The following is a 12,707-nucleotide window of genomic DNA, read 5'->3' as shown; positions in this document are numbered from 1 at the left end:
ATGATTCAAGTTGAGCATTTATGTAAACAATATACAAACCACCATCATACGGTTCGTGCTGTTGATGATGTATCTTTTTCTGTAGTGGAGAATGAACGGGTAGGTATTGCTGGTGGTAGTGGTTCTGGTAAAAGCACGCTGCTTAGGCTGATTGCTATGCTAGAAAAACCTACATCTGGCACCTTGCGACTCTTTGGTGAGGAAATCCATTCCATTCAAAATCATACAGAAATATATCGCTCTATGCAGATGATGTTCCAAAATCCCTTGGCGGTGATTCCACCGAGAATGAACTTAGAAGCATTTCTCTTAGAGCCGTATATCAACTATGAGCTTATGGATATAGCGGCAGCAAAGGACGATATCCGTAAGTGGATTCAACATGTAGACCTACCTGAAACGATCGTTAACAAATACCCGCATGAGGTCAGCGGCGGTCAATTGCAACGCGTTGTATTAGCACGAATAATGTTGATGAATCCAAAACTAGTACTCTTTGATGAACCTACATCAGCCCTTGATGCAGTGAATCAAAAACTGGTGCTAGACCTATTACAAAAACTCCATACGGAACAACCCTTCGGCTACGTATTCGTCAGCCATGACATCGGACTATTACAAGCCGTAACAGACCGAATCATCGTCATGAAAGACGGACAAATCGTAGAAACCATCGAATCAAAACGATTAAAAGAAGCGGTACATCCATATACACAAGCACTCGTGGAAGCGAGTGAGTAAAAAGCAAAGAGCCCCTGTTTGAAACAGGGGCCTTTTGCTATATATTTATTATTTAAGTACGTAAGTGTTTGGAGGTATCCAGCAATAATTATGATTATCATAAGTATAATTTTTATAAATTAAATTAATAATACTTATATATGCAGGAGATTTTGTTAAATTGAAGAAATATATAAGTAGTGAGTTAGTTGGAGGAAAATTAACATGGATTTTAATTCGATACTAGATTTCATTAAGGAGAATTCTTGGGTTTTAGGAAGTGGAGGGGTAGTTGGATTAATTGTATTAATAAAATCTATTTTTGGTAAATCTGCAAATGTATCGCAAAAGATAAGAGCAGGAAAAAATTCAATTAATATTCAGTCAAATAATGATGTGAATTTGGGGGACATTAATAATGTTAGAGAAACAAAGGATAGAAACAGGGGATAATTCAACTACAGTTATGGCTGGAAGAGACGTTAATCATTTTAATAATGGGATAACATACATGGAGGCAAAAGCAATATGTAATGATTTGTTTCAGTTAAATTTTTATAAATTGAAGGAAGCCGCAGAAGCTATTGCAACTAAAAGAGCTGAAGAACTTATAAATGGATTTCTTCAAAAGTTAGCGGAGAGAGGACTTATAAAGCCTGAAGTCTTTCAAGACCCTGATATGCAATATACATTGGTAAATGCGCAAATTGCGTATGCAAAGTCGGGTGATAAAGATGTTGAAGATTTGCTAATAACACTTTTAATAGAACGAGTCAATCAGCATGAAGATGACCTAAGTAAAATTATATTAAATGAATCCTTAAATGTAATTAATTTATTAACTAAAGAACATTTAAATATATTGGCTGCTATTTTCTTTATGCGATATGTTAAAAATCACGCAGTTAATAGATATGAAATCATAGATTATTTTAACATTGTTTTAGAGTTTATAAAAAAATGTACTAATACTAATACTGAAATCGTATTTGATCATTTAGCTTATAGTAGATGTATTACTCCAACTAATGCGTTTATGCATCCCGCTTTTGCTACGTTTGAACCTTATATGGAGGTATGTTTTGGTGTTGGAATTTCTAATGATCCAAATGATATGAATGAATTACTTAATACAGAGCCCTGTTTTAGAGAAATAATTAAATTATGGGATAACTCATATCTATCTAAAGCAGTACTTACGAGTGTTGGTAAAGCGATTGCAATAACTTATATAAGAAGTCAGAATATTTTGTTACCATATGAGACTTGGCTTAGTTGTAATTCTTCTAATAGTGAGTCCAGTATAGATTAGTTACATATGCTTATTTAATATGATAAAAAAGTGGTTGCCAGCAATACGTCGGTAACCACTTAATAGTTAATTTGAAATATATAGGTTTATTCAATTTTCGCTTTCAAATCAATTATATTTTTAGCAGCTACGCAACCAGGGCAGTCGCAGAATTCAGCGCCTTTTGCTTTAATGTCTTTAGCATGTTGTAATAGGTTAGCTGCGCCTTCTTCGCCAAGGATTTGTGTAGCTAATTCAGAGCCTGCAAAGCCGATTGTTTCATCGATGAGTGCAATGTTTTGCTCTGCTAATGGTACGAGTTGTTTTGTAAGCTCTTCTTGCTCAGGTTTGCCTTCTGCGTTGATCCAAGATTGAGCAAATTCTTTTACTGTAGGGTTGCTTGTAGGTGCATCTAATAAAGCTTGCACGAGTTGTGTTAATTGTGTATGTGTCATGATGATCTCCTTTTATAAACTACTAACTATAGTTTTGGAAAAGTGCATTTAGTATCATATGAGCACCTGTTCCTTTTGTTGAGTACATTATAGCATCTACAGTAATTTTGAATAGTAGAATAATTTACGATAGATACTATCAAATGTGATAGATTTATGATGATAGCTGTTTTAAATTTTTTGGGGAAATAGAATAGAGGAATGCTTTCGCATTCCTCTTTAACTTGGTTAGAATAAATCTGAGTGACTGCCTGTGCGAGTTAAAGATAATACTAACATATCATCTTTAATTGCATAAATTAGAAGCCAATCTGGCTCGATGTGTAATTCTCTAAAGCCTTCGTAGTTTCCTGTTAATGGATGATCTTTATAACTAGGATCTAATAGCGTTTGATTCTGTAATTTAGTGATGATTGAATAGAGTTTATTGAGATCTTTACCGCGTTTCTTGGAGCGCTTTAGGTCCTTTTTGAACTTACTGCTAAGCACTAATCTCAACATAACTGATTACTCCAATCCTAAATCCTCAATCATTTCTTTTACATTAGCATATGATTTTGCTTTTACTTTTCCTGCTAATATATCTTTCGTTTCTTGAATAGCAGCTTCTGTTTCTGCATTATAACGAGGTTGTTTAGGTTGAAATGGAAATCCACCTTCCATTAGTGATGTGTGGAGAAAAATATTAATCGCATCAGTTACGGATATGCCAAAGCTAGCATATAATGCTTCTAATTGTGCTTTTACAGCTGGCTCGATACGCAAACTGATAGAGGCTGTTTTAGCCATAGTATCACCTCCTGTTACTTATATTGTAATGCAAATAATTTATATTCGCAATCAAATGATTGCATTTTGCAATCAAAATGCTTTTCTTTTTCTGTAGAGAAAATCCTTATAAATATAAGAATATAAAAATATTAGAATTTTAAGTGATATAATTTACTTAATAAATGTAGTTTGTTTACAGGGGAATGTATCATGAAAAAGATTGTGTGTGCATTGTCTGCATTAGCTTTCATAGGTTCCATCAATGTTGCATCCGCAGATGACTTGATGCGGTTCCGTCTTAATGGTAATTCTATTTATAATCAGCCTTATGGTGATCGAAATGAGTTTCCTTGTCCAGATAGACTTGGAAGTTGCACTATGACTGATGAGGATTATAGAAGCACTCGTAAAGGTCAATCGCTAGAGGTGTTTGATACTCTATATGAGGCTAAACAGCATTTGAACTTTAAACCGCATTTGCCAAGTGGATTAGGGGGATTATGTCCTGTACATGTATCTATTGTGGATCACGATGTATTACAAGTCGTGCATGCCTATCATGAGCTTTTAAAAGGGAGATATTTTGATCGTGTAGATGATATGCCGAAATATATTAAGTATCGTGTATCGACTCTATCAGGTAATATCGCAGGCGATTATAAGGATTACTTACCTCAAAAAACAGATGTTGTAAATGGGATGACGGTAACCTATCGAATGGTGGATGATGCTGTGTATTTGGCATCTTGGGAATATGAGGGACAGAATCACGTGTTTTTGTTTAATGAGCCAGTTTCTGTTGAGCGAGCTAGAGAAATGATTAAGCGTGTAGAATATTGAAAAAATACTTTAAGTGTAGTATATTCTAGATAGCCAATTGATAGTTGTGCAATTAACTACGAAGTCCCTCAGAGTTGTAGCTCTGGGGGATTTTTTTAGATAGTGGAGATAAACTAATGAAAGCAGAAAATTACAAGATTTCAAAGCTATCATATATAGAAAATGGTAGTAATGAAATTATGGAAAGGTACCAAATACACACGAAATATGAAACGGAACCGCCTCATGGAGATGCTATATATTCTATTTCTATAAAGGGCAAAGTATTGCCATTTTGGATTTATGGTAGAGATGTTACTTTCATAGGTAGTATGGTTATGGTAGAGTCTGTAAGATGCAAAACATGGAATCCCATAGAATCCATCATTATTGATTTAGAGAATGAAGTGTATGCTAGTTTAAAGGGATGGTATACAGATATTTCATTTGTTAATAATCGAATAGAGCTTACTAATCAAGTTGTAAAAGTGGATAAACGAATTCTAAAAAATTTTGTGAATTTAGAGTGGATACGCTTTTAAGATTGATTGCCTAGAGGTATGCTTTTGGATAGATATTTTCAAATAAAATAGCTGTCACAAATACGAAATAGACATCGTAATTTATGACAGCTGCTTTGGCAGTACATGGTCAATCTAACAGTGTATTGTTATTTTATTTTCTGAAAGCCTCACCGATGGAATAAATCCCGTCAAATAAGAAGCCGAAAGCGATGCAATAGATAAATGCTTCACCAAAAGCGATCGGCTCGAATATAAGTAATAGGCCTAATAGTAAAAGAATTAGTGCAAGCCATTTTGCATTACGTCCCATGAGTGATACCATGCTGTCGGACTTTCTTGATTTAATGAAAATAAAGATGGCTTCAAATACCATCCAGATGCCGATTGTGATCGGGAATACTAACGGTAGGAATGCAAATCCGCCGCATACGAGAAAGATACCGAATAGAGCATTGATAATGCCGCTGATGAGATACCAGCCGCTACGTAATTCAGCCGGTAACATAAAATAATTTATAATGGAGCTGACCGCATTGACGAAAAAGATAATAGAAAAAAGCCAGGCAAAAGCCATGAGATTAATAACGGGGTTTAATAGTAAGAATATCCCCAGGATAATGCTTACAATACCCGATACAATAAAGAAGAATTTGCTTGAACCACTCATAATAATTCCTCCAATCATTGGTACTGCCTATTTTCAGTATGCGTGAAATCATGGGGAATGTCAAATTGTAACGATAAAACTGTGCTTTCACAAAACTCACATGTCCATCCTGTTGACACAGTTCTATAGAATGCCGTATAATACTTTTATATCTTAAATCAAGCGATGAACGGGTATAAAGGTTTACAAATCCTGCTTTCAGAGAGTTGCCGGCTGGTGCGAGGCAATAGAGGTTGTACGCTGACACTCTCCCGTGAGCTTTGATGGCGAATACAGCAGTAGTCATTGACGGTGGTTCCGTTATACCCGAAACGAGTCCCAATTAGGGTGGTACCGTGTTATGAATATAACGCCCCTTTGAGCAACGACAGTTGTTCTGAGGGGCTTTTTTATTTGTGAAAGTCTAGTAAGTCACAGATTATATATGGTGTCGACATTGGCGATTTTACAAACTTTCACTATGGATAGATATAATAAAGTGTTATGTTTTATGAGGATAGAAAAGGTGGCTATTATGGAACAGAATCGCGTATATTTCTTTGATACAACCCTTCGTGATGGGGAACAAACACCAGGTGTATCTTTACAAACTCCTGAAAAAATTGAAATTGCGAAAGGCCTAGTACGTCTCGGCATTGACGTTATTGAGGCCGGTTTCCCGGCGGCATCCCCTGGAGATTTTGAAGCGGTACAAACGATTGCACGCGAAGTCAAAGGTGCAACAATTTGTGCGTTGGCTCGTGCTAATGAAAAGGACGTACAAAAAGCGATTGATGCGTTGAAAGATGCGGAACGTAGCCGTTTACATGTATTCATTGCTATTTCCGAACTTCATATGGAATATAAATTAAAAATGACTCGCCAAGAGGTATTGGATAAGGTTAAATCCGTGTTGGCATATGCAAAAGGTAAGGTTGATGAAATCGAGTTCTCTGGTGAAGACGCGGCACGCGCTGATTTAGATTTCGCATGCCAAGTATTTGGTGTTGCAATTGCTGGTGGCGCTACAATTATTAACGTACCAGATACAGTAGGTTATATGAACCCTAATGAGTTCGGTGATAAAATCCGCTACATTAAAGAACATACATCAGGAATTGAAAATGCAATTATCTCTGTTCACTGCCATGACGACTTAGGCCTTGCCAATGCGAATACGTTAGCCGCTATTAAAGCAGGTGCACGCCAAGTAGAAGGCACAATTAATGGTCTGGGTGAACGGGCTGGTAACGTAGCGATTGAAGAAGTGGTAATGGCTCTTAAAACACGCCATGATTATTTTGATGACCTTCAAGTGAACATCGATACAAAACAATTTACGAAAGCATCTAAACTTGTGAGCCGTTTAACAGGGGTTGTAGTTCCTCCAAATAAACCAATCGTGGGTTCTAACGCCTTTGCTCATGAGTCTGGTATTCATCAACATGGCATGATGAGCAATCCTGAAACGTATGAAATCATGACTCCTGAGTCCGTAGGGGCTGAAAAAACAGACCTCGTATTGGGCAAACACTCCGGTCGTCATGCCTTTGCGGATCACTTGGCAAAACTTGGGTTCCAATCTTTTGCTGAGGAAAAAATCAACGATCTTTTCGCTAAGTTTAAAGAGTTAGCAGACCGCAAAAAACAAGTATACGATGATGATATCGTAGCCCTTGTTGTAGATAATCTTCACCACAAAAAAGCGTTCGAGCTCGTGGCTCAATATTACAAATTGGGTGAAAAAGGCTACGCATACGCTGACGTTCGTCTCATGACTCCAGATGGTGAAAGAGCGGATGCTGCCGTTGGTGATGGTCCAGTAGACGCATCCCTTAAAGCGGTTGAACGTGTTGTTGGCTTGCCAATCAGCTTAAAAGACTACCAAATCCGTGCTATCACAGCCGGTAAAGATGCCCTTGGGGAAGCAACCCTCAAGGTAGAATATAACGGTCGCTTGTACCATGGTCGTGGTATCAGCACAGATATCGTTAAATCAAGTGTAAATGCATATATTAATGCAGTAAACTCAGTATTCCTAGCTATGGAGCTAGAACAACAGGAGGAAGAATAATATGGGTATGACCATTACTGAAAAGAATATGGCTCGCCACGCGGGTCTTGATGTCGTTAAACCGGGACAAATCATCGAATGTCAGTTGGATGCGGTATTGATGAACGACATCACATTCCCACCGGCTCGTAAAGAGTTTTTGAAGATTGGCAAACCTGTATTTGATCGTCATAAAATCTACTTAGTGCCGGATCATTTTACACCAAATAAAGATATTCAATCCGCTACACAAGCGAAAGTAATGCGCGACTTCGTGCGCGAACATGGCATTACAAACTACTTTGAAGTCGGTAGAATGGGTATCGAGCACGTTATTTTGCCAGAAAAAGGTCTTATCGGCCCTGGCGAAATGATGATCGGTGCTGACTCCCACACTTGTACATATGGTGCGGTAAATGCATTCTCCACAGGCGTAGGCTCCACTGATGCGGGCGTTGCTATGGCAGAAGGTAAAACTTGGTTCAAAGTACCTGAAACAATTAAGGTTGAGCTTATCGGCAAACCTAACAAATGGGTAACTGGTAAAGACGTAATCCTTGATTTAATCGGTCAAATCGGCGTAGACGGCGCTCGTTACATGGCCCTTGAATTCGCCGGCGAAGGCGTACAACATATGACTATGGCTGATCGCCTCACAATCTGTAACATGGCTATCGAAGCTGGTGGTAAATGTGGTGTATTCCCTTATGATGCAATTACTGAAGAATATATCAAAGGCCGTGTCAATCGTCCTGTTGAGCCAATCGCTCCAGATGCTGATGCGGTATATGCTCAAACTATTACCATCGACTTGTCCAAATTGCAACCAGTGGTAGCATTCCCTCATTTGCCATCCAACACACATTACATCAACGAAATCGACAAAGATATTAAAATTGACCAAGTTATCATCGGTTCCTGTACAAATGGCCGTTACGAAGACTTGGTAGCAGCTGCAGAAATCTTCAAAGGCCGCAAGGTGGCTCCATTTGTTCGTTGCATCGTAATCCCTGGATCCCAAGATGTGTACGACCAAGCTATGAAAGATGGCCTTTTAGATATCTTCATTCAAGCTGACTGCGCAGTGTCCACGCCAACATGTGGTCCATGCCTAGGTGGTTACATGGGAATCATGGCTGAAGGGGAACGTACCGTTTCCACTACAAACCGTAACTTCCGTGGTCGTATGGGACATGTGGATTCCGAGGTGTATTTGGCAAGCCCGTATGTGGCGGCAGCGAGTGCTGTACTAGGCCGTATTGCAGGCCCTGAGGAGGTTTAATATGGATTTTGAAAGCAAGAAAATCTGGCGCTACGGCGACGATGTAGATACAGACGTAATCATTCCGGCTCGTTACTTGGCGATTGCTGACTGGAACGAATTGGCCGAACATGCGATGGAAGATATTGATACGACGTTCGCTCCTAATGTGAAAGCTGGCGAAATCATGGTAGCTGGTAAAAACTTTGGTTGTGGTTCTTCTCGTGAACATGCACCAGGCGTTATTAAAGCTAAAGGCGTGCCTGTTATTGTGGCACATTCCTTTGCACGTATCTTCTTCCGTAATGCTATCAACATCGGTTTGCCAGTTGTGGAAATCGGTGAACAAGTTGATCGTATCGATGCTGGCGATGCAATCGGCGTAGACTTGTCTAAAGGTATCGTGTACAATTTGACGAAAAACGAACAATACCAAGGGACTGAGTTGCCACAATTCATTCAAGATATTGCGGCGGCAGGCGGTCTTGTAAGTTTTGCTAAAAACCGTAAGTAGCAGGATGAAACGAAACACGTATCTCAAGCCTCCAAAGCGAGCTAAGTCGGTTTCGACACGTGTTTCGTTTCAAACCATTCTACTTTTGTGTAGCAAAACTATAAATCCCTCTAGCTAACAATATCTTGAATGAATTTATGGCAGAGGGGGAATGAGGAGCGAGCTAAGTAGGTCTCAAGGCATATGCCAGCTCTTGTTTCATTAACTGTTATTGCGATTTCTTCGCAAAGGGCACTGGAGGGAGAGCATGAGGTTTACAATTTTTTACTGTTTGGAGAGGTAATATGAGCGAAAAGAGTATCGTATTGATTCCTGGTGATGGTATCGGTACTGAGATTATTGCGGCAGCGAAGGCTGTGTGTGATGTGGCTTTTGAGAAAGCCGGTGTAAAGGTTAATTGGATTGATAAGAAAGCGGGCGGTGCGTCTATTGATGCGTATGGCGTGCCTTTGACTGAGGATACGATTGAGGCTTGTAAAGCGGCTGATGCTGTATTGCTCGGTGCTGTAGGCGGTCCTAAATGGGATAATGTCGATCCTTCTATCCGTCCTGAGAAAGCAATTCTAGGCCTTCGTAAGGAGCTTGGTTTGTTCTGTAACTTGCGTCCTGTAAAAATCTACCCATCCTTGCAAGAGTATTCTCCACTTAAAAAGGAACTAGTACAAGATGTGGATTTCGTCATCGTTCGTGAGTTGACTGGTGGTATTTATTTCGGTGAACGGGAAGAGGCACAAGGTGAAGGTGCTAACGAGTTCGCATGGGATAAAGAAACGTACAGCCGTTATGAAGTAGAGCGCATCATGGACATCGCTATGGTAACAGCTCGTAAACGCAACAAAAAGGTTGTATCCGTAGATAAAGCAAATGTATTGGCTTCTTCTCGTTTGTGGCGTAAAATCGCTCAAGAGAAAGCGGCTGCCAACCCGGATATCGCAACAGATTACCTTTATGTAGATAATACAGCAATGCAACTCGTTGTAAATCCTGCACAATTCGATGTTATCGTTACAACGAACTTATTTGGCGATATCTTGTCAGACGAAGGCGCTGTTATCTCTGGTTCTATCGGGCTTTTACCATCTGCATCCATGGGTACCGGTACTGCATTGTACGAGCCAATCCACGGATCCGCGCCGGACATCATGGGCCAAAACTTGGCGAATCCGTTGGGTACAATCTTGTCCGCTGCGATGATGTGTCGTCATTCCCTTGATTTACCTCAAGTGGCTGACGCTATTGAAAGTGCTGTAGAACAAGTGCTCGTTGATGGTTACCGCACAGGCGATATCTACCGCGAAGGCTTGAAACGGGTAGGTACTACTGAAATGGCGCAAGCCGTAATCGAACGTTTATAAAAGTAATAAATTAAGATTTCTCAAAGTTATTAACGTGAGTTACGTCATTTTTAAAATCATATTATAAGCGTTAAGATATAGATATTATAATATATTTGTCCAATTAAATAAGAGGGGGTTGTAAGGCCCTCTCTTTTTTGTAGGACACTAGCGGTATATGTAGTTGTTCTTCATATATTAGAGTGCTATATTGGTAGATGAATGGCAAAATATTCTTTAAGGAGGCCTTTATGAATTCTTCGATGTATCGAAATTTAACCATTACTGCTTTATTGATGGCATTAGCCATCATGATTCCTATCGTGATGCCTTTGAAAGTTGTGATTCCACCGGCATCGTATACATTGGCGAGTCATGTTCCTATATTCTTAGCTATGTTCTTATCTAGAAAGATGGCAGCTTGTGTCGTGATAGGTTCTACGCTCGGCTTCTTTGTAGCAGGGTTCCCACTTGTTATCGTTATGCGCGCTGCATCTCATATCATCTTTGCCTTGATGGGGGCTTACTATATTAAACATCATCCAGGCGTATTAACAGGGGCTCTATCCTTTGTTGCGTTTAACCTTGCTTGTGCTATCGTTCACGCTATTGGTGAGGTACTAGCATGCCTATTGTTCTATACTACCACTACGATGCCAAACATTGATCTCATCTACGTTGTATTTGTTCTTGTAGGTGGCGGTACCATCGTTCATAGCTTGGTTGATGGATATATTGCATTATATATCTATAAAGCTATCCCTGGACTATCTAAATCGGGTAATAAATAATCATATAATTACATATACTCGTAACCACTCATGGGAAATCGATGTGTACTAATGTACAACATGTGATTACCTATGAGTGGTTTTTATAATAATTCTCAAAACTGTACCTACAGGTACAGACTTAATTGTGTGATATCGATATAATAAAACTATAGTTAATGACCGATTTATGTTGTATCCATTGATATAACATTTGGCCATATATTTGGTATTATCGGTGAAAGTTGCTTCTATCATTCGTGTTTCTATATAGGTTCATTAAAAAATCTGAGTTAAGCACATCAACTTTCACAGAACATGGAGGTTATTATGAGAAAGCACATTAAAAACAATGTTTCTTGGGTTGGCAAAATCGACTGGGAATTGCAAGAATTCCACGGTTCTGACTACAGCATTAATAATGGTTCTAGCCAAAATGCGTACTTGATTGAAGAGGAGAAGACTGTCCTCATCGATACTGTGTGGAAACCTCATTCCTCCGAGTTCATTGATAATTTGGAATCTGAAATCGATTTGAATAAGATTGATTTCATCGTATGTAATCACGGCGAAGTAGATCATAGTGGTTCTTTGCCTGCGTTGATGGAAAAAATACCTAATACGCCAATTTATTGTACCGAAAATGCAGTTAAGTCCTTGGTTGGTCAATATCATCACCCTGAATGGAATTTCAAAACTGTTAAAACTGGTGACTCCGTAGATATCGGGAACGATAAATCCTTGGTATTCGTAGAAATGCGCATGCTTCACTGGCCTGATTCCATGGCGACTTATATGACAGGGGATAATATCTTGTTCTCCAACGATGCATTTGGTCAGCATTTTGCCGTAGAAGAACTATGGGCGGATAAGGCCGATCAATGCCGTCTATGGGAAGAAGCGATGAAATATTACGCTAATATCTTGAATCCATTCTCTCCATTGGTAAAAGCTAAAGTTGAAGAAATTCAAAAGCTTAACTTGCCAATCGATATCATCGCTACTAGTCATGGCGCCATTTGGCGGAAAAATCCAATGCAAATCGTAGAAAAATACTATGAATGGTCGCAAGCATATCAAGAGAATCAAATCACAATAGTATACGACACTATGTGGGACGGCACCAAGAAGTTGGCACATAAGATTGCTGAAGAAATTGCGAAACAATCCCCTGATACACGTGTTAAGATTTTCAATATTAGTAAAACCAATAAAAATGACATCATGACAGAAGTCTTTAAGTCTAAAGCTATTGCTGTAGGGTCTCCAACAGTAGGTAATAGCGTATTATCTTCCGTAGCTGGTTGGCTCGATTTCTTGCGTGAGTTGAAATTTAAAAATAAAAAGGCTGCTGTATTTGGTACCTATGGCTGGTCTGGTGAATCTACAAAGGTACTCCGTGAAGAGTTGACTAAATATGGATTCTCTGTAGTAGAACCTGAAATTAAATGCAACTGGAACCCAGAAGAATCCGATTTTAATAAAGCAGAAGCACTTGTAAGCGCCTTATTAGCATAATTACATATAATAAAGAAAGATTCTTGTTATA

At 39.0% G+C, this 12,707-nt stretch carries 15 protein-coding genes and 1 other annotated feature; of the genes, 11 read left to right on the top strand and 4 right to left on the bottom strand.

The window, feature by feature from the left end:
* From AAAT26_RS05815 to AAAT26_RS05805, 3 genes are all read left to right on the top strand, one after another.
* Positions 1-741, top strand: coding sequence for an ABC transporter ATP-binding protein (locus tag AAAT26_RS05815; protein WP_118091132.1), 741 nt, complete (start codon positions 1-3; stop codon positions 739-741).
* 204 nt (positions 742-945) lie between these two features.
* On the top strand, positions 946-1,173 hold the full coding sequence (locus AAAT26_RS05810; protein WP_042986318.1) for a hypothetical protein: 228 nt from the start codon (positions 946-948) through the stop codon (positions 1,171-1,173).
* On the top strand, positions 1,139-2,032 hold the full coding sequence (locus AAAT26_RS05805) for an LPO_1073/Vpar_1526 family protein (protein ID WP_021147559.1): 894 nt from the start codon (positions 1,139-1,141) through the stop codon (positions 2,030-2,032). Before AAAT26_RS05810 ends, AAAT26_RS05805 begins: the two co-directional genes overlap by 35 nt.
* A gap of 86 nt (positions 2,033-2,118) precedes the next feature.
* On the opposite strand, the gene AAAT26_RS05800 is transcribed toward AAAT26_RS05805, so the two are convergent.
* The 3 genes from AAAT26_RS05800 to AAAT26_RS05790 all read right to left on the bottom strand — a co-directional run bounded on the left by AAAT26_RS05800 (position 2,119) and on the right by AAAT26_RS05790 (position 3,255).
* Entirely contained in the window at positions 2,119-2,466 is a 348-nt protein-coding gene (locus AAAT26_RS05800) for a hypothetical protein (RefSeq protein WP_021147560.1), read from the bottom strand.
* A 228-nt stretch (positions 2,467-2,694) separates the two neighbouring features.
* Positions 2,695-2,967 carry a type II toxin-antitoxin system RelE/ParE family toxin gene (locus AAAT26_RS05795; RefSeq protein ID WP_021147561.1) on the bottom strand — a complete coding sequence of 91 codons (273 nt, stop codon included), beginning with the start codon at positions 2,965-2,967 and terminating at the stop codon, positions 2,695-2,697.
* 6 nt (positions 2,968-2,973) lie between these two features.
* Positions 2,974-3,255, bottom strand: a complete 282-nt coding sequence (locus AAAT26_RS05790) for a type II toxin-antitoxin system RelB/DinJ family antitoxin (protein WP_004697933.1) — start codon at positions 3,253-3,255, stop codon at positions 2,974-2,976.
* Positions 3,256-3,447: 192 nt separating this feature from the next.
* On the opposite strand from AAAT26_RS05790, the gene AAAT26_RS05785 reads away from it, so the two are divergent.
* Positions 3,448-4,077, top strand: a complete 630-nt coding sequence (locus AAAT26_RS05785) for a hypothetical protein (protein ID WP_118091131.1) — start codon at positions 3,448-3,450, stop codon at positions 4,075-4,077.
* A gap of 116 nt (positions 4,078-4,193) precedes the next feature.
* Positions 4,194-4,598, top strand: coding sequence for a hypothetical protein (locus tag AAAT26_RS05780; RefSeq protein ID WP_021147563.1), 405 nt, complete (start codon positions 4,194-4,196; stop codon positions 4,596-4,598).
* 133 nt (positions 4,599-4,731) lie between these two features.
* Here AAAT26_RS05780 and AAAT26_RS05775 read toward each other — a convergent pair whose 3' ends face one another.
* Positions 4,732-5,247 (bottom strand): DUF308 domain-containing protein, encoded by a 516-nt coding sequence (locus AAAT26_RS05775; RefSeq protein WP_021147564.1) that lies wholly within the window; start codon positions 5,245-5,247, stop codon positions 4,732-4,734.
* Positions 5,248-5,403: 156 nt separating this feature from the next.
* Positions 5,404-5,607, top strand: a binding site (T-box leader).
* 154 nt (positions 5,608-5,761) lie between these two features.
* Between AAAT26_RS05775 and AAAT26_RS05770 the strand changes: the two genes are divergently transcribed.
* The 6 genes from AAAT26_RS05770 to AAAT26_RS05745 all read left to right on the top strand — a co-directional run bounded on the left by AAAT26_RS05770 (position 5,762) and on the right by AAAT26_RS05745 (position 12,676).
* Positions 5,762-7,300, top strand: coding sequence for a 2-isopropylmalate synthase (locus tag AAAT26_RS05770; RefSeq protein WP_077708644.1), 1,539 nt, complete (start codon positions 5,762-5,764; stop codon positions 7,298-7,300).
* 1 nt (position 7,301) lies between these two features.
* On the top strand, positions 7,302-8,561 hold the full coding sequence (gene leuC / locus AAAT26_RS05765) for a 3-isopropylmalate dehydratase large subunit (RefSeq protein WP_174892136.1): 1,260 nt from the start codon (positions 7,302-7,304) through the stop codon (positions 8,559-8,561).
* A 1-nt stretch (position 8,562) separates the two neighbouring features.
* Positions 8,563-9,054, top strand: coding sequence for a 3-isopropylmalate dehydratase small subunit (locus tag AAAT26_RS05760; protein WP_174892137.1), 492 nt, complete (start codon positions 8,563-8,565; stop codon positions 9,052-9,054).
* Positions 9,055-9,338: 284 nt separating this feature from the next.
* Entirely contained in the window at positions 9,339-10,409 is a 1,071-nt protein-coding gene (gene leuB / locus AAAT26_RS05755; RefSeq protein WP_174892138.1) for a 3-isopropylmalate dehydrogenase, read from the top strand.
* A gap of 230 nt (positions 10,410-10,639) precedes the next feature.
* The gene (locus tag AAAT26_RS05750) at positions 10,640-11,179 is read left to right on the top strand and encodes a hypothetical protein (protein ID WP_012863703.1); all 540 of its coding nucleotides are present in this window, start codon (positions 10,640-10,642) and stop codon (positions 11,177-11,179) included.
* A gap of 309 nt (positions 11,180-11,488) precedes the next feature.
* Positions 11,489-12,676: an oxygen-binding di-iron domain-containing protein gene (locus tag AAAT26_RS05745; RefSeq protein WP_174892140.1), complete on the top strand. Its 1,188-nt coding sequence runs from the start codon at positions 11,489-11,491 to the stop codon at positions 12,674-12,676.
* Positions 12,677-12,707 lie beyond the last annotated feature (31 nt).

This window comes from Veillonella parvula (assembly GCF_040094895.1).
Taxonomy (GTDB): domain Bacteria; phylum Bacillota; class Negativicutes; order Veillonellales; family Veillonellaceae; genus Veillonella; species Veillonella parvula_L.
The sequence above is the reverse complement of the archived record's forward strand: the minus strand, read 5'-3'. Positions and strand labels throughout refer to the sequence as shown.

Bases quoted from the DNA above. Each gene is read 5' to 3' on its own strand.
- AAAT26_RS05760 (WP_174892137.1), top strand. From the start codon at position 8,563: ATGGATTTTGAAAGCAAGAAAATCTGGCGCTACGGCGACGATGTAGAT.
- AAAT26_RS05785 (WP_118091131.1), top strand. From the start codon at position 3,448: ATGAAAAAGATTGTGTGTGCATTGTCTGCATTAGCTTTCATAGGTTCC.
- AAAT26_RS05770 (WP_077708644.1), top strand. From the start codon at position 5,762: ATGGAACAGAATCGCGTATATTTCTTTGATACAACCCTTCGTGATGGG.
- AAAT26_RS05790 (WP_004697933.1), bottom strand. From the start codon at position 3,255: ATGGCTAAAACAGCCTCTATCAGTTTGCGTATCGAGCCAGCTGTAAAA.
- AAAT26_RS05780 (WP_021147563.1), top strand. From the start codon at position 4,194: ATGAAAGCAGAAAATTACAAGATTTCAAAGCTATCATATATAGAAAAT.
- AAAT26_RS05805 (WP_021147559.1), top strand. From the start codon at position 1,139: ATGTTAGAGAAACAAAGGATAGAAACAGGGGATAATTCAACTACAGTT.
- AAAT26_RS05745 (WP_174892140.1), top strand. From the start codon at position 11,489: ATGAGAAAGCACATTAAAAACAATGTTTCTTGGGTTGGCAAAATCGAC.
- AAAT26_RS05775 (WP_021147564.1), bottom strand. From the start codon at position 5,247: ATGAGTGGTTCAAGCAAATTCTTCTTTATTGTATCGGGTATTGTAAGC.
- AAAT26_RS05750 (WP_012863703.1), top strand. From the start codon at position 10,640: ATGAATTCTTCGATGTATCGAAATTTAACCATTACTGCTTTATTGATG.
- leuB (WP_174892138.1), top strand. From the start codon at position 9,339: ATGAGCGAAAAGAGTATCGTATTGATTCCTGGTGATGGTATCGGTACT.
- AAAT26_RS05810 (WP_042986318.1), top strand. From the start codon at position 946: ATGGATTTTAATTCGATACTAGATTTCATTAAGGAGAATTCTTGGGTT.
- leuC (WP_174892136.1), top strand. From the start codon at position 7,302: ATGGGTATGACCATTACTGAAAAGAATATGGCTCGCCACGCGGGTCTT.
- AAAT26_RS05800 (WP_021147560.1), bottom strand. From the start codon at position 2,466: ATGACACATACACAATTAACACAACTCGTGCAAGCTTTATTAGATGCA.
- AAAT26_RS05795 (WP_021147561.1), bottom strand. From the start codon at position 2,967: ATGTTGAGATTAGTGCTTAGCAGTAAGTTCAAAAAGGACCTAAAGCGC.
- AAAT26_RS05815 (WP_118091132.1), top strand. From the start codon at position 1: ATGATTCAAGTTGAGCATTTATGTAAACAATATACAAACCACCATCAT.